The organism is Anaerolineae bacterium, from assembly GCA_013178165.1.
GTDB lineage: Bacteria > Chloroflexota > Anaerolineae > Aggregatilineales > Ch27 > Ch27.
Genome location: JABLXG010000013.1, coordinates 55,154 through 73,513, shown reverse-complemented (window position 1 = coordinate 73,513; position 18,360 = coordinate 55,154). Strand labels below are relative to the sequence as shown.

Below are 18,360 nucleotides of genomic sequence, written 5' to 3'. Positions count from 1 at the left end.
TCGTCATTGGGGAATCGAAAACGAGGCTCATTACTCCCGTGATGTGACCTTCAAGGAAGACCGCTGTCGCTTAAAGACGGGCTGCGCCGCTCATGTCATGGCGATCCTCAACAATCTGACCCTGGGACTCATCCGGCTGATGAAGTTCGACTTCATTCCCCAAGCACGCCGCTTCTTCAATGCCCGGCTCGACCTGGCGCTTGACCTGCTTCTGGCTCCCCCCTGACAACTTTGCAACAGCCGTGGCAGGGGCAGCAATACCAGGGTAGGCATGGGGGGCCGCCTGTGGTACACTTCCTCCGCTCCGCAGCGTACCCGATGCAGTGGCAGGGCGGAGTGGGCCTGCCACGCTGTCGCGCGGCAGGTAGAGCTCGCTACGAGTGGGGAACCGAGTGCATGGCTGAGATTCTTGACCAATTGAGCGTGATCATCCGGGAAATTATCATGGCCCTGGGCTATCCCGGAATCAGCCTGGTGATGTTGACCGAAAACCTCTTTCCGCCAATTCCTTCGGAACTGGTGATGCCTTTCGCCGGTTTCCTGGTTGCTGAGGGACGGCTGTCCTTTGTGGGTGTGATGCTGGCCGGGACGCTGGGGGCGGTCGCCGGAGCGACGGCGTTGTACTATGTGGGCGTATGGCTGGACGAGCCGGTCATCCGCCGCTTTGTGCGGCGCTTCGGGCGCTACTTCCTGATCTCTGAGGAAGATCTGGATCGCGCGTTGGCTTTCTTTGATCGCTATGGCGAGCTGGTGATCTTCTTTGGCCGCCTGATTCCGATCATCCGCAGCCTGATCTCGATCCCTGCCGGGATGAATCGGATGCCCCTGCCAAAGTTCCTGGTGTTTACCACGCTTGGCGCGACAATCTGGAATACTATCCTGACTGTTGGCGGCTGGTGGCTGGGCGCCAACTGGGAGCAGATCATCGGCTATATCAAGCAGTATGAGCGCCTGACGCTGGTGGTGCTGGCGCTGGCGGTGGTGGTATTTGTGGTGATGCGCGTCCGGAATCTGCTGAGCAAGCGGGCGGCTGCCAACCAGACCAAGTAGCCCTCGGCGGTAGTTATTCCCCGCTATCTCCCGCCCCGGCGTATCGATTGGATGCGTCGGGGCGTTTGCCTGTAACGTATGCCCGTGGGGTGCATCTAACGACTGTACGATCGTGACAGGCATCACAACCTGCATCGCATAAGGATGGACCTCATGGAAATGCAGATCGTCTTCCCCGGTGGCGCGCGTGTAGACGCGATTACCGGCGACATGGTCATCACCACCAACCAGGATGGTACCGCGCCGGCTCCCTTTGGGCTGTTTCTGGCTTCCATCGGCACCTGTGCTGGAATCTACGTGCTCAGTTTCTGCCAGCAGCGTGGTCTGCCTACGGAAAACCTGCGCATTATCCAGCGCATGAACTACAGCCCGTTAACGCACATGATTGACCACATCGAGCTGGACATCCAGCTCCCGCCGGAGTTCCCGGAGAAGTACAAAGAAGCGGTGATCCGGGCGGCCAGCCAGTGCGCCGTCAAGAAGCATCTGGAACATCCACCGACGTTTGACGTGCACACCTCGGTTGTTCAGATGGCCTGAGTGCGGTATCACCGCCTGGCAGGTGTGCGGCTCCCGGCAAGGGAGCCGCATTTTTTTTCATCCGGGTGGGAATCAGGATACACTGGCAGCGAATTCCGGGCATGATATCCCCGGAGCAGGGAGAGAGGGCGTGTCCCCGTGCCAGAATGGATTGATCACTGATGCCTGACCGGAAGCGCGGCGAATCACCGGGTCGCCAGGAACACGCCGAGTCGCCGCGTCCCGGCGGGTTGCGCTCCTGCCTGGTGCGTTTCCTGCCGGCGCTGGTGTTGCTGTGCGCGCTGCTGGCCATGCTCGGCCCGCGGATGAAGTACCTGGTGGAGCATTATCTGGCCATCATCAGCCAGTACAACGTCGGGGAACAACCTGCCGGGGACGGTCTTGCACCACTGTTCACCGCTGAGGTCGATCACTGGGCGGCGGACATTCGGCGCTGGGCGGCGGAATACGGCCTTGACCCGCAACTGGTGGCGACGGTAGTCCAGATTGAAAGTTGCGGTGACCCACGGGCGCTATCTCCTGCTGGGGCAGCGGGTCTGCTGCAGGTGATGCCACAGCACTTTGCCCCTGGCGAAGATCCGTTTGATCCGGAAACCAACGCCCGGCGTGGGCTGGGTGTGCTGGTGGAGTGTCTCACCAGCCGCCACAACCCTGAGCGTGATGTCGGACTGGCTTTTGCCTGCTATAACGGCGGGCCGAGCGTGTTTGTCACGGCCTGGGACTACTGGCCGCAGCAATCGCGGGATTACTACATCTGGGGAACGGGCATCTACGCCGACGCGCAGGCCGGGGCAACCAGCAGCGAAGTGCTTGATCGTTGGCTGCTGGCCGGCGGGCAGCGGTTGTGCCAGTCCGCCCGCCAGACTCTTGGCTTCCCTCTTGCACCTTAGGGCGCCTCATCCCACGGCTCGGTTGCACGGACGCCTGACACCTGTTCCTCGTAGACGACAATGTTCAGCGGGCAGCTTCCCAGCCAGTACAGCAGGATATCCCGGAAGGCGGGCCAGTCTGCCGGGTCGCCGGGGCGGGCCAGGGCCAGGCCACGCAGGCTTTCCTGTTGCCAGTCCTGGGCAATGTGCTGAGCGATTGCTTCGATGTGTCGCAGTGGTGTGGCTCCGGCGCTGCTCTGGCGCATGGCCAGCAGGACCAGCCAGGGAGTTGATTCCCGCCAGATCCACCATGTGCCCGCCTGAATGTTGCCAGCGCGGGCCTGTTTACGGAAGGCGGCGAAGGCAGCCGGAAAGCGATCAGCAAAGGCAACGGCCAGCGGATGATCTTCGTGCTGGCCACGCGCGTTGACATCGATCCCGATCGCCGGCGCCCGGCTGAGCAGGATGTCGCCCCGCACGAACGTGATGGTCACGCCCTGATCCCCCTTAGCGAGAAGACTGCACGATGGATTGCCGCGCCTGGTAACACCTCAGTCAGGCAGGATGGAGTACACCCTCCAGCGTCTCCGGGTCAAGGTTGCTGCCGGTGAGTACGATGGCTGTCGGGCGGCCATCACGGGGAACCTTGCCGCCAAGCACTGCGGCTACGCCCACTGCAGCGCCGCCCTCGACAAGCCAGCCCTGCTCGTGCAGGAGCCAGCGCATGGCAGCGGCGATTTCTGCCTCATTGACGAGCACAATGCGGCTGACATGCTGACGGCTCAGGTCGATGGTCAGCGTGCCTTCGATCTCGCCGCTGAGCGCTTCGGCCAGCGTGTCGGCGATCTGCGGGTGGCGTGTGCCGTAGAAGGCGTTGTACATCGCCGGGGCAGCCAGGCCATTGACACCGATGACCTCGATGGCAGGGTTCAGCGTGTGCAGCGCGGTAGCGATTCCGGCGATCAGACCGCCGCCGCCAACCGGCACGATCACCCGCGTCAGGTCAGGGGCCTGCTCCAGCAGTTCCAGCCCGCATGTCCCGGCCCCGGCAATCACGCGGGCGTCATTGTATGGCGAGATGAAGGTCCGGCCTTCTTCCTGCTCCAGCTGGCGGGCGTACTGTTCAGCGTCATCATAGAAGTTGCCGTGCAGGATCACCTCCGCGCCGAAGCGCCGGGTGCCATTGACCTTGCGCAGGGGGGTGTGGCGCGGCATGACGATTCGGGCATGCAGGCCGAACAGGTGGGCAGCATAGGCGAGCGCCTGGGCGTGGTTGCCGCTGGACGCGGTGACAAGCCCGCGCTCTCGCGCTGCGTCATCCAGGCTCAGGACGGCATTCAGCGCGCCGCGCACCTTGAAGCTGTGGGTTGGGTTGACCTGTTCCAGCTTGAGCAGGAAACCCTGGCCCAGGTCAGGCGCAGCTTCCAGCGGCGTTGGTGCGAGGTACAGACGCAGCCGTTGCCGCGCACGGAAAATGTCCTGAATCGCCACCGTCACCTGCTGTCTCCTTTCGCCTGCGCTCAGGACGTCTTAAGCCCACTGCCCGTCAGAGGGACGACGATCTCCGCCGCCGGGCCGAGGCGGGCCTGTACAGCCGGAAGCGCTGCAACGGGGACGGCGCTGGTTGGCTCTACGAACAGGCCGTGCGCGGCCAGGGCTTGCCGGGCAGCGTAGATGGCGGAATCATCGACGCGCAGGGCTGCGCCGCCGCTACCGCGCAGGGCTGCCAGGATGGCCCGCCCGCGAACGGGGCGGGCGATCTTGATGCCGTCGGCGATCGTGTCCCCGCTGTCAACAGGCGCGGGAATGTCAGCATTTGCCTCCCAGGCGCGGACGATCGGATCGCAGGCAGCGCTCTGCACGGCGAAGAAACACGGCAGGTGCGCAATTACGCCTGCCGCCAGCAGCGCCCGGTAGCCTTCCATCAGCCCCAGCAACAGCCCACCCTGACCGACCGGACAGATCACCGCATCCGGTGCACGACCGCCCATCTGCTCCCACAGTTCCCAGGCGACAGTCATCTCACCGGTAATGAAGCAGGGATGCCAGGCGTGGCTGGCGTAAGTTGCCTGTTGCGCCGCCGCTTCGCAGGCAGCGGTGACGGCGGCGCGTGGGCCGGGGACTTCGACCAGTTCAGCGCCAAAGCAGGCGATCTGCACCTTCTTGCGTTCTGCCGCGTCCGCCGGGACGAAGATACGCGCTGTCATGCCAATGCCCCCGGCGTAAGCCGCGACGGACGCCCCCGCGTTGCCGGAGGAATCCTCAACCACGGCGGTGACACCCAGGCCCAGCAGGTAATTGAGCATTACCGCCACGCCCCGGTCTTTGTAGGAGCCGGTTGGGAGCAGGTATTCCAGCTTGGCCAGGAAGGGCACACCGTTGACGCTGGCCGGGACCAACGGGGTCAGGCCCTCCCCCAGCGAAAAGCGCCGCACCGCCGGGAGCATGTCCGCATAGCGCCACAGCGACCACTCATGCTGGCGGATGGTCGCCGGGTCAAAGGGTGGCAGACCTTCCAGGTGGAGCGGCCCACCACAGGCCGGGCAGCGCCAGTCTAGAGGGGCGGCTGCCCGGCCGCATGAGTCGCAGATCAATCGCACGGTTGTGCCGCTCAAGCACCCTCCGGCGGTTCGAAGTCATCGCAGGCAGCGAAACCGATCACATCCCCGTAGCGGGTATGACCGCGCTGGCAGCGCCACAACTCGATGATCGTTGCAGCGCAGCCACCAACATCCTGGTAAGGGATCATCTCGGCGGGGCTACCGCAGGTTTCGCAGATGCCCGTCTTGATGCCACCGGGAGGAAGGTTGAAGTGGTCGTTGTTGAGCATCGATGTCCTCCGGCTGTTGGCCAACCCGCCACAGGCTCTACTGAGCGTAGCCCCGGCGGGCACGGATGCGTTTAGGGATACTTGCGGTTGAGCATCCGCGGATAGGGAATGGTTTCACGGATGTGCGGCAGGCCGCAGATCCAGGCAACCACGCGCTCCACACCCAGCCCAAAGCCGGCATGCGGGACGCTACCATAGCGGCGCAGGTCGATGTACCAGCGGTAAGCCTCCTCTGAGATGCCCATTGTCTTGACGCGCTGAGCGAGCAGATCGGGGTCGAAGATACGTTCACTGCCACCCGTGATCTCGCCGTAACCTTCAGGAGCGAGCAGATCAGTGCAGTTGACCACGCGCGGGTTCTCCCGGTTAGGCTCCATGTAGAAGGCTTTGGCCTCGACCGGGTAGTGCGTGACAAAGACAGGTTTGTCGAACATCTCGGCGATGGCCGTCTCATGGGGCGCGCCAAAGTCCTCGCCCCATTCGATCTTGAGATTCTCCCGCAGTTCGGGATCGGTGGTTTCCGCGGCCAGTCGCTGCAGGCGCTCGACCGCCTCGGTATAAGTGATACGCGGGAAGGGCGGGGTCACATTTTGCAGGCGGGTGGTGTCGCGTTCCAGAATAGCCAGTTCTTGTCCATGCCTGGCCAGCACTGTCTGGACGATATAGGTGACAAACTCCTGTTCCATCGCGATCAGGTCATCCAGGGAGAAGAAAGCCATCTCTGGCTCGACCATCCAGAACTCCATCAGGTGGCGGCGAGTCTTGGACTTTTCGGCGCGGAAGGTGGGGCCAAAGCAGTAAACTTTGCCGTGGGCGGCCATGTTGGCTTCGTTATAGAGCTGGCCGGTCTGGGCCAGATAGGCCGGCTCCCCGAAGTAGTCTACCGAAAACAGGCTGGTCGTGTTCTCACCAGCGGTAGGGGTCAGGATGGGAGTGTCGACCAGCAGGTAGCCGTGATCGTCCAGCCAGTCGCGGATGGCGCGGATGATCGTGGCGCGCACACGCATGATCGCCCACTGGCGTGATGAGCGCAGCCACAGGTGACGGTTGTCCATCAGGAATTCCACGCCATGCTCTTTGGGCGTGATCGGGTACTCTTCCGCCACCTGGATCACTTCCAGGGACGAAACGCTGATCTCATAGCCACCAGGCAGGCCCGGTGCACGGCCATCCTTGCGGACATTCCCGGTTACGATCAGGGACGATTCCTGTGGCAGCGTCTTGGCCGCTTCAAATTGCTCCGGCGGCACATCGTTGAGGAATACGACACACTGGGCAATGCCAGAGCCGTCGCGCACCTGCATGAAGACCAGCTTGCCTTTGTGTGTTTTGTTGTATAGCCACCCTTTGACCGTGACCTGCTGCCCTTCGTAGCGGGCGATATCCTGAATGAGCATGGGCGTCGCCATGGCCGTTTATCCCTTCCGGAGTCCGTATTGTGATCCCACCGCACAGAAACTCGTCAAGACACGGGCTATTGTAGCGGGGCGTTGCGCGGCCTGCCAGCGGGGTTTGCTGGCCAGGGCTTCCCGTGTACAATCCGGGCGCTGTATCCTGTCTGGTTCTCCCGGCGAAAGAGTCGCGGATGACCGCTGGTGATCTCACGCCGATGACCACTGCCGAAGCGCGGAGCGCCGCCCGCAATGCTGCTGCGCTAGCGGCTGCATCAGTTGTTTCCAAAGGCGCCCTGTTTGTGTGGCAACTGGTGCTGACCCGCCTGTTGATCCAGGCGGATTACGGCATTTATGGCACTATCGGCGGGATGCTGGTCATCGCGGCTACGTTGCCGGAATTCGGGATGGGCCTGATCGTCCTGCGGGATGTGGCGCGGCGGACAGAACTGGCTGGCAGGATGCTCACTGCGACACTTGCACTGCAACCGGCGCTGGCCCTGACGGCTTACCTGGGCCTTATCCTGGCCGGGTGGTTATTGGGTTATGACCAGGCGTTGCGGGCACTCCTGCCGCTGGCCGGGTTGAGCCTGTTTGTGGATGCGCTGGGCAACATGGTGCACAACCAGCTGCTGGCCCGCGAGCAGATGGCCATCCCGGCGGCGATCAGTGTGGCGCATATTTTCCTGTTGATCGGACTGGTGGCTGCCGCACTGCTGGGTGGGCTGGGGCTGACCGGGTTGTACTGGGCCACCATCGCCGCGGGGGCCGCCCGCGCCGCTGCTTACTGGGTGGCTCTGGTACGTTGTGGTGTGGGGATTGCCTGGCCGCCGGAGCCGGCGATCATGGGTGAACTGCTGGCTAACGGTGCCCCGTTGATGATCAATTCGCTACTGGGGACGGCCTACCAGCACGCTGACAAGATCATCATGACTGCCACCATCGGCCAGGAAAGCACGGCTTACCTGCTGGCAGCGTTCATTATCGTGGCCGGGATGGTGGAGTTGCTCAGCACGACCGTGCTGGTGGCGGTTTTCCCGTTAATGTCCCGCCAGTACGGCGCCGGACAGCATGCTGCTTTCAACTTCCTGGTGGAGAAGATAGCCTTCCTGACCCTGATTTTGACCGTGCCGATCGGGGTGGCGATCTCCACCCTGGCCTCGACGCTGGTGGCGTTGCTTTTCTCGCCCGCGTACACCCGCACGACCGACATCCTGCAGGTGTTGATCTGGTACGGTGTGGTGACCATGGTCGCTAATGTTTTCGCCCAGGTACTGATGATCCAGAACCGCCAGACTCGCCTGCTGGGCATCAGGGCGGCGGGGCTGGCGTTGAATATCACCCTGTTACTGATCCTCTTGCCGCGGATCGGGATGGTAGGCGCGGCGTTGGGGAGTCTGGTGGCCGAAAGCGCGGTTACGGTCGCGCTGATCGCCCAGTGGGAAGGCGGCGAGGAATTCGCCCGGCGCTTTGGCCCGCGTGCCCTGCGCCTGGCGATCGCCGGAGGTGTCATGGCAGGGGTGATGCTGGGACTGCGCGGCTTGAGTGCGCCATCGCTGGCGGGCGCGGTGGGGGCGCTATTGGCCGGGATAGTAGCCTATGCGGTCGGTTTGCGGGCGTTGCAGATCATCGCGCCGGATGATCGCGGCTTCATCCGCCAGGTGCTGATCTCCATGCCCGGCGGGGCGTTCCTGGCGCGGGTGTGGAAGCAGGCTTAGCCCGCTGTATCGCTGCCGGTCAGCTTTTCCAGTTGCTCCCGAATCTCCCACTGATAGGGATCGCCGATCAGGATCGCCCGGTAGATAGCGGCGATGCGTTCGGTCTCGCCGCGTTCCCTGTATCGCTCCACCAGCCACAGCCAGGGTTCGTAGTTAACGCGATACAACCTGGGTGTGCGGGTCTGAGGGAGCATGTCAAAGGCCGCTGGTCTGCCGTAGACGGTCATTGCATATTCCTGCCGGACGGTCAATAGTGGAACGGCGTGCTCCAGCATGCTATCGATCAGCGCCGGATCGCCGCCGCGCTGCTGTTCAATTCGGGCTAATGTGTACCAGCTTCGCACCAGGTCGTTCGCCGCCACAAACAACGCTGTCTGGGCCAGCTGTTCGGCGGTCATGCTAAGCTGTTCGATGGCGCCATCCGTCTGGAAAGCAATTTCCGCCAGCAGAGGGTAGTCTGACGGATAGTATTCATTCGAAACTGTTCGTGCCTTCAGCAGGTAGCACTCAGGGCAGGGGGCAACCGATTCATCGTTGACCGCTGTAGCCCATTCCCCAAGCGCGCGCAACAGGCTGAATGAGGCGCGCTCCAGGTTGATCGTCCGGGCTATCCGGGTAGCTGTCTCCAGATCACCGGCGCTCACGGCCAGTCGGAGGCCTACTTCCGGTTGGTCAGGAAAATGGGCCAGCGCCGCTTGCAGGACCTGTTGATGCCATGGTCTGGCCGGGTCGGTCCAGAAGCCGGATGAAGCGAGGGCTGGCTGGCGGCGCAAAGCTTCAAAGTAAGCGGCGCGGGCTTCCTCCAGACGCCCCAGGGTTTCCAGGTATTCCCCCAGCTTAAGGTGATATCCTGCTTCGACGGGGTTCCAGGTGGCAGCGGTTCGGGCAGCGATGGCGGCATCTTCGTAGCGCCCGGCCTGGGCGTAGAGACCGGCCAGGTTAAACCAGCCGGTGTCCCAGGAGGGGTCCAGTTGCTGGGCAGTTTCATGCGCCGCAATGGCCGGTTCCAGGTATTGCTCTGGATCGCTAAAGGCCATCAGCCCCAGGATGTAGGCCTCGTGCAACGGGTAGAGATTAAGGCCAGGATCAGCGGCATGGGCGGTGCGCGTGGCCTCCAGGGCTGCCGCGAAATCGTTCATTGCCAGAGCGCGCATGGCGCGATCATGCGCCAGATTCCCGGCGTGAACCGGCAAATAGCCGATCTGGGCTATACCGAGGGCAATCAACGCCGCATAGATCGGCCAGCGATGGCGGGCTACTGACATTGGCTGTGTCACTGCCTGGGAGCGTGTCACGTGCCCGGCCACAGTGTAAGCGGCGATGACGGCAACCGGCAACAGGGAAACGTTGAGGGTAAAGGTGTCGACCAGGCTTTGCACGCCGAATCCCAGTAGCGCAGCCAGCCCGCCTTCCAGACGGCGCCGGCGGCCGGGAGAAGCCGCTTTCCAGGCCTGCCACCAGACACGGGCGAAGGCTACCCCCAGCCACAGAGCTGCTCCCAGAGCGGCTATGCCTCCTTCCGCCAGGATGTGCAGGGGGAGGTTATGGGCCGCGACCAGCCGATCCTGCGCCAGCGACAGGTCTGGATCGCCGTAATGGCGCAGGGCCAGCCCGTACTCGTGAGGGCCAACGCCAAGCAGGGGACGGTCGTAGGCCATTTCCAGCGCGCTTCGCCAGAGATCGAGCCGGTTTTCGTCCCCGGAGCGCAGCGGCGCGCGCAGCGTAGAGAGGAGCACCAGGGCGATCAGGGCTGCGCCGGTCAGCGCCGCGGCTCCTATCAATAGGCGCGGGTTCAGCAGGGCGCGCAGCGGGCGCGGAGCACGGTGGCGCACAGCGGGCTGCAGGAGCCAGGTGAGGATCAGTACGCCAGTGGAGGTGGCCAGCGCTATCTGGGTGCTGCGTGATTGTGTGAGTAGCAGCGTTACCAACAGGCCAATTGCCAGCAGCCACAGCCCAAACCGCAGGTCACGTTGACGGGTGGTCGTTGCCCAGGCTACGGTCAGTGGGATAAGGCTGGCGGTGAAATTACCGAGGATAGTGGAAACGTTGAAGGCCAGCGAGAGCCGGTGCCATACTGGCGGGAATAAGCCAGCGTTGACCTGCGGCCAACTGATCACGAAGTCTGGCAATAGGGGTATCCCCCAGTACCATGCGACAAATTCAATCACGCTGATCACTATCACTACCGTGCCAATCGTGAACAGCGCTTCCATGATCCAGCGCTGCCGGCCGCGGCGCATGAGGTCGATTAGCAGGTAGAAAGCCAGCAGATTCACCAGGATCGGCCAGGTGTATTCCAGACTAACCCGGCGATCCAGGGCGAAGAGGGCAGCCAGCAGCCAGACGATACCGATGGCAAGCAAGGGGCGATCCAGCGGCGTAACTGGAAACGCTCGTCCTTCGCGCCACAGAGTTGCCAGCCAGCAGGTCAGCAATATCGTAGTGAATAACTGGTGAAACAGGCGCAGCACGGCGGAGCGCTCGGTGTAAAACGTGCCGCCGATAAAGCAGAAGTACACCAGCAGCAGGGTGATTAGCAGGCGTTGCAGGCGCGCAGACATGGGCATGCTTTCTCAAATTCAGGCTGACAGATGTCTGACGGTCGTATGGTATAGCAACAGGCAGCTTCCGGCCAATGCGCTGCGCTCAGGGTTTTCTATCGTTATTACGGGAGTCTTCGTCGGAGAGCCTGCGCAGGCGCGGCGGCCAGGGGAAAAGAAGTAGCAGAAAGCCGGGAATTACCAGGACAAACAGCCCACCGACCACAAATACCAGCAATAGGCTGCGGTTGAACTGCTGGGAAAGAAAGCTGATGGATTCCAGGGTGGTGGAGAGCAGGGAACCGGCAATCCAGGTGATGATCATGAAGAATCCCACCACACGCCCACGCGGCAGGGTATAGCGTGCCCCAAGCTCGATGAGGAACGCCACCAGACCGCTGCCAATGAAGACCGCGTAGGAGAGCGACATCAGCCAGTTCGTCCAGTTGTAGCGATCCCCAAAGGTCCAGTTGAGGAAAAATAAGGTGCCGGAGAGCATCACGCCGACCAGGATGATGGCCGTGCTGATAAGGTGAGAACGCTGCTTGAAATTCATGGACTTGTCCCGTCCGGACAGCATGACACATGGTGACAATAACATGAACTGGCCGGATTTGCACCTGCCTGTGTGGTGGTATGCGCTGGCCTGTTGTGCAGATGGAACCGGTCGCCAGGGTTGGCTGTCCGGAGGACTTTACCCGGCGCAACCCGTGGGAGCAGGGCCGCTTTTGGTGTATGTTTATGGCAAGATGTTGAGCGGATCCCTATGCGAAAGGTGTTGCCGTTATGCCTGATGAAAGCGCCGTATTGCACGCATTTCAGACCCGGCTGGGGCGCGCCCCCGTGGTGATTGCCCGCGCGCCGGGCCGGATCAACCTGATTGGCGAGCATACGGATTACAATGATGGTTTTGTCCTGCCCATGACCATTGACCGTGCGACCTATGTGGCCGCCGCGCCCCGCGCTGATGACCAGGTGCGGGTGATCTCCCTTGACTTTGATGGTGACTATACCTTCCGGCTGGGGGACTGGCATGGTGAGGCGCATCCGCACTGGACGCGCTACCCGCGTGGCGTGATGTGGTTGCTGGCTGAGAAAGGCTATGCGCTGACTGGCGCTGATCTCGTGATCGGCTCGGACCTGCCGATTGGCGCCGGGGTAAGCTCATCGGCGTCGGTGGAAATGGCCGTGCTGGAGATGTTGCTGGCGCTGCTGCAAGTGGATACGTATAGCCAGGCGGAAAAGGCGCTGATGGGCGTGGAGGTGGAGCACCGCTTCATCGGCATGCCCTGCGGCGTGATGGATCAGATGACCTCTGCCGCTGGCGACGCCGGCCATGCGCTGCTCATCGACTGCCGCACGCTGCAGACCGAGCTGGTCAGCGTGCCGGATTCGGCGGCAGTGGTGGTTATGGATACCGCCAAGAAACGCGGGTTGGTTGACTCGGAGTATGGTCTGCGCCGCCGCCAGTGCGAGCAAGCCGCACGTTTGCTGGGCGTCCGCGCCCTGCGAGATGTCACCGTTGCCGATCTGCCTGCTGTGTTGCCCCGGCTGGAACCGGTGATCCAGAAGCGGGTGCGCCACGTGGTGACGGAAAACGACCGAACCCTGCAGGCTGTTGACGCGCTGCGGTCGGGCGATCTGGCCCGCGCCGGTGCGCTGTTCAACGCCAGTCATGCCAGCCTGCGCGACGATTATGAAGTGAGCTGCCTGGAACTGGATGTGATCGTCGAACTGGCTCAGGCTCAGGCGGACTGCTATGGCGCGCGGATGAGCGGCGGCGGCTTTGGCGGCTGCGCGGTGGCGCTGGTTGACCGCGCCAGGGTCGCGGATTTCATCGCTGCAGTTACGCCGGCTTACCGGGCGCGGACTGGGCTGCAACCTGACCTGTACGCGGTTTCACCATCGCCGGGCAGTGGCGTTCGCCGTCTGAGCTAAACCACAGTCGGGCAGGGGCGTCGGACGGGGCGCCCCTGCTTACAGATCGCGGTGAATTTCCCCGCCGCTAAGGATGTGCCGGTAAGTGGCCTGGATGGTCAGGCAATCAGCGACATGGAAGGGTTCCGGCGCTTCTGTGGCGATCACGCCCTCCGCGCCAAGATCGATCAGCGCCTGCAGGAGTTCCCGGTACCGGATGTCGGCCTGGTTCAGCGGCAGGTGCCTCTGTTCGCCTTTGGACGTGTATTCGATCCCGCTCAGGTGGCAATGCAGGCGCTTCAACCCGGCCTCACCCAGTGCTGCCTGTACTTTCTTGAGCGCCTCAACGAATTCGTCATAGCTGTTGAAGGATCCATCGCCCTGGCGGGCATGGAGATGCGCCCAGTCGATGCACGGTAACACGCCGGGGACCTCATTGCTGAGTTGCAGTAACTCGTCCAGTGAGCCGAACATGGCCGTCTTACCGGTGGTCTCCGGGCGCAGGATCACCTCGACCCCTTCTTCATCCAGGATGCCCCGGATTTCCAGCAGTTTTTGCTTGATGCGCTCATAGACCTGTTCCGCCGGCTGATCATGATAGCTGCCGGGGTGAAAGACAATATCCCGTGCGCCGGCCAGAAAGCCTGTCCGGGCGGCTTTGAGCAGGCGTTCGTCTGATTTGGCCATCAGATCGGCAGTCTGGCTGTTGAGGTTAATAAAGTACGGCGCGTGTACACTCAGGCTGATCCGGTGAGTTTCGGCGGCGGCCCTGATCTCGGCGCAAGTTTTTTCGCTGGCGCTGACGCTGCGTACCCAGGCGATCTCTAGGTGATCCAGCCCCAGGATGCGACTGTGTTCAATAGCGGCGGGAGTGCCGCTGGCGGGGGTAGTCTGTGGGCTGCCGACCGTCCCAAAGCGGATCAATTCTCGTTCGTTCTCAGGCATACAGATCCTCAATCCCTTTCAGTTGCCGCCCGCTGGCGGCTCACTGGGCAAGCCGGTATTCGCGGCTGAATGGCCCCCAGCGCCCGCTTTCGTCGATGGCGGCAATGGCTACGGTCTCAAAGCGTTCCGGGGTGAAGCCTCCCCATGTCAGGGAGTTGCCGCTAACCGTCAGAATCTGGTTGTGGGTCAGCGCGTTCGGCTGGCGCAGGGCCAGCACATACCCGCTGGCCCCCTGAACCGGTGACCAGACCAGCGTATTGCTGGAAGGATCGCTGGCGTTCTGGCGCAGGCTGATGTTCTGAGGCGGCTGCAGGCCGTCAGCCAGCACAGCAACGGTGGCCAGCGCGATTCTGGTGGAGCGTGTCAGGTAGGCCGGGTTCACGTACTCGATGGTATCCCGCGAATTGTTCTGGCGGGACGGGTCCTGAATGGCCTCGATGATGCGAATGGCCGGATACCCCCGCGCGGTGAAGCTCATATGGTCGCCCCAGCGGCCTTCACGGTCACCGGCAGCCTGTACCACCACCTGCAGGTCAGGCACATAGGTTGTGGCAATCAGGTTCATCACCCGGCTCAACTGGCGGGAGGGAGAGTCAGCCGTGTCGTCGGAGAAGACACGAATCTGCCGGTCGTTAACCTCGTTATTGGGACCGTTGATGTTGCCGATGGTATCCAGCGTGATGACGGCGCGTACATCGATGTTGTAAGGCTTGAGGTAGTCATCGATGAAACGGATGCTGCCAAGGCGCCCGACTTCTTCCGCCGAGAAGGCCACGAACATGATCGTCGCCCGCTGGGGCTTCTGGGCCAGCAGGCGGGCGATCTCCAGCAGGGCGGCGACACCGGTCGCGTTGTCATCCGCACCGGGGGCGGAAATGACCGGGTCGACGTCATTCGCCGTGCTGTCATAGTGCGCGCCGACGATAATCACACCTGCGCCGCTTTCCGTGCCCTGCAACGTGGCTACGACATTATGCTGCAGGCTTTGCTGTTCCTGCCAGCTGACCGTGAACGGGTGATCCCAGACGGTCAGGCGTCCTCCCGCCAGCGTGCTGTAGGAGACAAAGGTGTCGTGGATGTACTGGCGGGCGGCGCCAATGCCACGGGCAGGGTCATTCTGAGCGGAATTGACATAGCGCGTCTGGAAGCCGTACAGCGTTTGCACATGCTGCATCAGACGTCCAGCATCCACCTGCTGCAGCAGGCTATCCAAACCAGGGTCAGGGGGTGCTTCGGCCTGAATGCCGCCCGGTAGATCGATGGGAACCTGGGTGCTGATGCCAATGGTGGCCTGAGGTGTGCTGGTGGGCAGGCTGGGAGGGACGGTCGGCGGTGGAGCGCTGCCCAGGTTACAGGCCAGGCTGCTGAGAATCAGCAGGACAGGCGCGGTCAGCAGCAACGGCAACCGACGTAGTAGGGTCGAAAAAGGGTCTGCAGTCTTCATGAGCCAGATTGTAGCGATAAGCTCCGTGCCAGTGCCAGTGCGACCCGGCTGCGCCGGTGGTGGCGGTGGGCAGACGCAGCTGGTCATTATACCTGAAGCGGTTGAATTTTCGGAGAAAAGAAGATAAATTTGATATAAATTATTGACGATCGTCATGTTGCAGTTGAGGAGAGTGACCGATGACTACCATCGATGCACGCGGTTATGCACACCCGGAGGTGCTGGTTTCTACGGAGTGGGTGGCCGCCCATCTGCAGGACCAGGCGGTGCGCATTGTCGAATCGAATGAAGACCCTCTGCTATATCCTTCCGGGCATATCCCCGGGGCGGTAGAAGTGGACTGGACGGCTGACCTGAACGATCCTGTCCGGCGCGATTACCTAGATCGACAGGGATTTGAGGCGCTGGCATCGCGGATTGGCATCACGCCGGAGACGACGGTGGTCTTCTACGGCGATAAAAGCAACTGGTGGGCGACTTATGCCTTCTGGGTCTTTCAGTTGTTCGGCCACACCAGGGCACGGATCATGGATGGCGGGCGGCTCAAGTGGGAACGCGAGGGACGGCCCCTGACACGGGAGAAGCCTGCCTACCCGCCGACCATCTACCGTGCGCCGGAACGCGACGACAGCCTTTTCCGCGCTTTCCGCGATCAGGTGCTGGAGCATGTACGGGCGCACGGCCAGCTGGTCGATGTGCGCAGTCCAGCGGAATTCACCGGCGAACGGTTGCACATGGAAGGCTACCCCAATGAGGGTGCCCTGCGCGGCGGTCACATCCCCGGCGCCCGCAATATCCCCTGGAGTCGGGCGGCTAACGCGGAGGATGGCACCTTTAAGCCAGCGGATGCCCTGCGGGCAATCTACCTGGAGGAGCAGGGGCTGGACCCGGCCAGACCTACTATTGCCTACTGCCGGATCGGCGAGCGCAGCAGCCACACCTGGTTTGTCCTCAGGTACCTGCTTGGCTTCAATGAGGTGCGTAACTATGACGGCAGCTGGACAGAATGGGGCAACCTGGTAGGTGTGCCGATTGAAAAGTAGGCCGAAGTCGATTATAGTCGGCGCTGCGCCTGGCCGGATGCCGGGTGAGTCCAGTGCATCGAGACCGCTTGCATAGCGTACGGGCAGCTATGACAGAGTATCCTGACAAGCTAAGGCAACTGCTGGAAGACTTCCGCTGGATGACCGATCGCGCGGAGCGGGCAGAGTATCTGATCGAACTGGCCGACCGCCTGCAGCCGGTGCCGGAGCACATCGCGACCAGACCGTACCCGTCGGAAAACCATGTCGACTACTGCGAGTCAGATGCCTATGTGTGGGCGGAAGACCGGGAGGACGGTACGCTGCAGTTCTACTTCGCTGTGGAAAATCCACAGGGGCTTTCCGCCAGGGCAATAGCCGCGATCCTCGACGAAACGCTCTCCGGCCAGCCACTGGAGCAGGTGGCTCACGTCCCGGATGACATCGTGCTGGATATCTTTGGTCGGAACATCGCCATGGGCAAGGGCCAGGGGCTGATGGGCATTGTGGCCAGGGTTCGCGCGGCGGCTCAACAGCGCCTGGCGGCGCGACAGGTGCCACGGGACAGGGAGTGACAGGTGCCGGAGATGCTATCGCGGCGCGCGTTCTTGCGCCGGTTGCCGGGCAGCCGCAGGCCGCAGCCACCCGCCTCGGACGGGATCACCTTTGATTCGCCGGTGATCACGCCAATTGGTCGCTTTTATCGACAGTCTGTGACCGGTAGGTTGCCGGTCATCGATCGCCGGGCGTGGGCGCTGGTATTTGACGGTCTGGTTCGCCGTCCGCTCAAGCTGGGCTATGAGGCGCTCAGAAGGCAGCCCGCTGCCGGGGATGTGTTCACGCTGGTGAGCGCCATGAATCCGCCGGGCGGCGGGCTGATCGGCAATGCAGCTTGGCGCGGTTGCCGCCTGGCCGATCTCCTTCTGCAAGCCGATCTGCTGCCGGAAGCGACTCATCTCCGGTTTGAAGCGGCGGATGGCTATTCAGCGACAGTGGCGCTGGATGAACCTGGTTTGCCACAGGCACTCCTGGCTTATGACATGAATGGCGCGCTGTTGCCGCCGGAGCACGGCGGCCCGCTGCGGGCACTGGTGCCCGATCTGTATGGCGGGGCGTCGGTCAAGTGGCTGACCCGAATCACTGCGATCGAGGCGCGACAGGCTTCTGGCGCGGGCATCCCGCCGGTCAGGACGGGCGCACAGATCATGACTCCGCGCCCCTATACTGTTCTTCAGGTTGGCCAGCCTGTCGCAGTCCAGGGTGTGGCGTTTGCCGGCTTGCGGGGGATCGCGGCGGTGGGGCTCAGCGTGGACGGCGGTGACTGGATGCCGGTCACCCTGCGCCCGCCGGAGTCGCCGCTGGCCTGGACACAGTGGTACACCCTGTGGACTCCGGAGGTGCCGGGCGAGTACCGGCTGGTGGTGCGGGCCACCGATCGGACAGGGCGGACGCAGGATCGCCTGGCCGGATTAGGATTAAACGATAGTGTGGAGCATAATGCAGGCGGTTCCAGGGATGTCGATCCCATGCACTGGATTGTGGTACGGGTGATAGGCTGACAGCACACAAGGATCAGGGGCGATAGTACATGACGATACCGCTGGTCAGAATTGTGGGTCGGTCTGGCTCAGGCCGGACGACGCTGCTGGAAAAGCTGATTCCGGCGTTGCGGGCGCGCGGATTGCGGGTGGCCACCATCAAGCATCATGCTCACCCGGACTTCACGATCGACCAGCCCGGCAAGGATACCTGGCGGCATTACGAGGCCGGGGCCGAAGCGGTGATGATTGTATCGCCGATCAAGATGGCGATCGTCCGCCGCCTAGCGCGGGAACTTTCCCTGGCGGAACTGGCCGGGCAGGTGCAGGATGTGGACATCATCCTGACTGAGGGCTTCAACCGCGATTCAGCCTTTCCCAGGATCGAGGTGGTACGCGCCTCGCGCAGCCTGGAGCCGCTCAATGCACCGGGGGAGGTGCTGGCCTACGTCAGCGATCTGCCGCTGGATGGCGCGCCCTGCTTTGCCCTGGACGACACCAGTGGGCTGGCGGACTTCCTGATCAGCCGTCTGGTGACCCGCGTTCAACGCTGACG

General features: G+C 62.6%; 19 protein-coding genes. 10 read left to right on the top strand and 9 right to left on the bottom strand.

Annotated features, from left to right (window positions below):
• The 4 genes from HPY64_10285 to HPY64_10270 all read left to right on the top strand — a co-directional run.
• Positions 1-226, top strand: a 226-nt coding sequence (locus HPY64_10285; GenBank protein ID NPV67521.1) for an ISAs1 family transposase, incomplete at its 5' end; no start/stop codon positions are given.
• A 170-nt stretch (positions 227-396) separates the two neighbouring features.
• The gene (locus HPY64_10280; GenBank protein NPV67520.1) at positions 397-1,050 is read left to right on the top strand and encodes a DedA family protein; all 654 of its coding nucleotides are present in this window, start codon (positions 397-399) and stop codon (positions 1,048-1,050) included.
• A 153-nt stretch (positions 1,051-1,203) separates the two neighbouring features.
• Complete coding sequence (locus tag HPY64_10275; protein ID NPV67519.1) at positions 1,204-1,590, top strand: osmotically inducible protein OsmC; 387 nt, start codon at positions 1,204-1,206, stop codon at positions 1,588-1,590.
• A gap of 161 nt (positions 1,591-1,751) precedes the next feature.
• Positions 1,752-2,480, top strand: coding sequence for a transglycosylase SLT domain-containing protein (locus HPY64_10270; GenBank protein NPV67518.1), 729 nt, complete (start codon positions 1,752-1,754; stop codon positions 2,478-2,480).
• Here the strand turns inward: HPY64_10270 and HPY64_10265 are convergent.
• The 5 genes from HPY64_10265 to asnS all read right to left on the bottom strand — a co-directional run bounded on the left by HPY64_10265 (position 2,477) and on the right by asnS (position 6,686).
• Positions 2,477-2,953: a hypothetical protein gene (locus HPY64_10265; GenBank protein ID NPV67517.1), complete on the bottom strand. Its 477-nt coding sequence runs from the start codon at positions 2,951-2,953 to the stop codon at positions 2,477-2,479. The two genes, HPY64_10270 and HPY64_10265, sit on opposite strands and share 4 nt — an antisense overlap.
• 61 nt (positions 2,954-3,014) lie before the next feature.
• Positions 3,015-3,956, bottom strand: a complete 942-nt coding sequence (locus HPY64_10260) for a threonine/serine dehydratase (protein ID NPV67516.1) — start codon at positions 3,954-3,956, stop codon at positions 3,015-3,017.
• A gap of 23 nt (positions 3,957-3,979) precedes the next feature.
• Entirely contained in the window at positions 3,980-5,074 is a 1,095-nt protein-coding gene (locus tag HPY64_10255) for a pyridoxal-phosphate dependent enzyme (protein NPV67515.1), read from the bottom strand.
• The gene (locus tag HPY64_10250; GenBank protein NPV67514.1) at positions 5,071-5,289 is read right to left on the bottom strand and encodes a hypothetical protein; all 219 of its coding nucleotides are present in this window, start codon (positions 5,287-5,289) and stop codon (positions 5,071-5,073) included. The genes HPY64_10255 and HPY64_10250 overlap by 4 nt, the downstream gene beginning before the upstream one ends.
• Before the next feature lie 71 nt (positions 5,290-5,360).
• Positions 5,361-6,686: an asparagine--tRNA ligase gene (gene asnS / locus HPY64_10245; protein NPV67513.1), complete on the bottom strand. Its 1,326-nt coding sequence runs from the start codon at positions 6,684-6,686 to the stop codon at positions 5,361-5,363.
• A gap of 188 nt (positions 6,687-6,874) precedes the next feature.
• On the opposite strand from asnS, the gene HPY64_10240 reads away from it, so the two are divergent.
• Positions 6,875-8,398, top strand: a complete 1,524-nt coding sequence (locus tag HPY64_10240) for an oligosaccharide flippase family protein (protein NPV67512.1) — start codon at positions 6,875-6,877, stop codon at positions 8,396-8,398.
• Here HPY64_10240 and HPY64_10235 read toward each other — a convergent pair.
• Together HPY64_10235 and HPY64_10230 are read right to left on the bottom strand one after the other, a co-directional pair.
• Positions 8,395-10,959, bottom strand: coding sequence for a hypothetical protein (locus HPY64_10235; GenBank protein ID NPV67511.1), 2,565 nt, complete (start codon positions 10,957-10,959; stop codon positions 8,395-8,397). The two genes, HPY64_10240 and HPY64_10235, sit on opposite strands and share 4 nt — an antisense overlap.
• Positions 10,960-11,044: 85 nt before the next feature.
• A complete protein-coding gene (locus tag HPY64_10230; protein ID NPV67510.1) occupies positions 11,045-11,494 on the bottom strand; it encodes a hypothetical protein in 450 nt (149 codons plus the stop codon).
• Positions 11,495-11,724: 230 nt separating this feature from the next.
• Between HPY64_10230 and galK the strand changes: the two genes are divergently transcribed.
• Complete coding sequence (galK, locus tag HPY64_10225; protein ID NPV67509.1) at positions 11,725-12,876, top strand: galactokinase; 1,152 nt, start codon at positions 11,725-11,727, stop codon at positions 12,874-12,876.
• A gap of 39 nt (positions 12,877-12,915) precedes the next feature.
• Here galK and HPY64_10220 read toward each other — a convergent pair whose 3' ends face one another.
• Positions 12,916-13,800, bottom strand: coding sequence for a TIM barrel protein (locus HPY64_10220; GenBank protein NPV67508.1), 885 nt, complete (start codon positions 13,798-13,800; stop codon positions 12,916-12,918).
• A 40-nt stretch (positions 13,801-13,840) separates the two neighbouring features.
• Positions 13,841-15,244 (bottom strand): M20/M25/M40 family metallo-hydrolase, encoded by a 1,404-nt coding sequence (locus HPY64_10215; protein NPV67507.1) that lies wholly within the window; start codon positions 15,242-15,244, stop codon positions 13,841-13,843.
• A 179-nt stretch (positions 15,245-15,423) separates the two neighbouring features.
• Here HPY64_10215 and HPY64_10210 point away from each other — a divergent pair, with 179 nt between their 5' ends.
• The 4 genes from HPY64_10210 (at position 15,424) to mobB (ending at position 18,358) form a co-directional block, all read left to right on the top strand.
• A complete protein-coding gene (locus HPY64_10210) occupies positions 15,424-16,287 on the top strand; it encodes a sulfurtransferase (GenBank protein NPV67506.1) in 864 nt (287 codons plus the stop codon).
• 89 nt (positions 16,288-16,376) lie between these two features.
• Entirely contained in the window at positions 16,377-16,841 is a 465-nt protein-coding gene (locus HPY64_10205; GenBank protein ID NPV67505.1) for a hypothetical protein, read from the top strand.
• 12 nt (positions 16,842-16,853) lie between these two features.
• Positions 16,854-17,825 carry a molybdopterin-dependent oxidoreductase gene (locus HPY64_10200; GenBank protein NPV67504.1) on the top strand — a complete coding sequence of 324 codons (972 nt, stop codon included), beginning with the start codon at positions 16,854-16,856 and terminating at the stop codon, positions 17,823-17,825.
• 29 nt (positions 17,826-17,854) lie between these two features.
• Positions 17,855-18,358 carry a molybdopterin-guanine dinucleotide biosynthesis protein B gene (mobB, locus tag HPY64_10195; protein ID NPV67503.1) on the top strand — a complete coding sequence of 168 codons (504 nt, stop codon included), beginning with the start codon at positions 17,855-17,857 and terminating at the stop codon, positions 18,356-18,358.
• The last annotated feature ends 2 nt before the right edge of the window (positions 18,359-18,360 follow it).

What these genes read in the sequence shown, in the direction of transcription:
- mobB (NPV67503.1), top strand. Translation starts at nt 17,855, where the DNA reads ATGACGATACCGCTGGTCAGAATTGTGGGTCGGTCTGGCTCAGGCCGG.
- HPY64_10220 (NPV67508.1), bottom strand. Translation starts at nt 13,800, where the DNA reads ATGCCTGAGAACGAACGAGAATTGATCCGCTTTGGGACGGTCGGCAGC.
- HPY64_10215 (NPV67507.1), bottom strand. Translation starts at nt 15,244, where the DNA reads ATGAAGACTGCAGACCCTTTTTCGACCCTACTACGTCGGTTGCCGTTG.
- HPY64_10205 (NPV67505.1), top strand. Translation starts at nt 16,377, where the DNA reads ATGACAGAGTATCCTGACAAGCTAAGGCAACTGCTGGAAGACTTCCGC.
- HPY64_10270 (NPV67518.1), top strand. Translation starts at nt 1,752, where the DNA reads ATGCCTGACCGGAAGCGCGGCGAATCACCGGGTCGCCAGGAACACGCC.
- HPY64_10210 (NPV67506.1), top strand. Translation starts at nt 15,424, where the DNA reads ATGACTACCATCGATGCACGCGGTTATGCACACCCGGAGGTGCTGGTT.
- HPY64_10230 (NPV67510.1), bottom strand. Translation starts at nt 11,494, where the DNA reads ATGAATTTCAAGCAGCGTTCTCACCTTATCAGCACGGCCATCATCCTG.
- HPY64_10275 (NPV67519.1), top strand. Translation starts at nt 1,204, where the DNA reads ATGGAAATGCAGATCGTCTTCCCCGGTGGCGCGCGTGTAGACGCGATT.
- HPY64_10235 (NPV67511.1), bottom strand. Translation starts at nt 10,959, where the DNA reads ATGTCTGCGCGCCTGCAACGCCTGCTAATCACCCTGCTGCTGGTGTAC.
- HPY64_10280 (NPV67520.1), top strand. Translation starts at nt 397, where the DNA reads ATGGCTGAGATTCTTGACCAATTGAGCGTGATCATCCGGGAAATTATC.
- HPY64_10200 (NPV67504.1), top strand. Translation starts at nt 16,854, where the DNA reads ATGCTATCGCGGCGCGCGTTCTTGCGCCGGTTGCCGGGCAGCCGCAGG.
- HPY64_10250 (NPV67514.1), bottom strand. Translation starts at nt 5,289, where the DNA reads ATGCTCAACAACGACCACTTCAACCTTCCTCCCGGTGGCATCAAGACG.
- galK (NPV67509.1), top strand. Translation starts at nt 11,725, where the DNA reads ATGCCTGATGAAAGCGCCGTATTGCACGCATTTCAGACCCGGCTGGGG.
- HPY64_10240 (NPV67512.1), top strand. Translation starts at nt 6,875, where the DNA reads ATGACCGCTGGTGATCTCACGCCGATGACCACTGCCGAAGCGCGGAGC.
- asnS (NPV67513.1), bottom strand. Translation starts at nt 6,686, where the DNA reads ATGCTCATTCAGGATATCGCCCGCTACGAAGGGCAGCAGGTCACGGTC.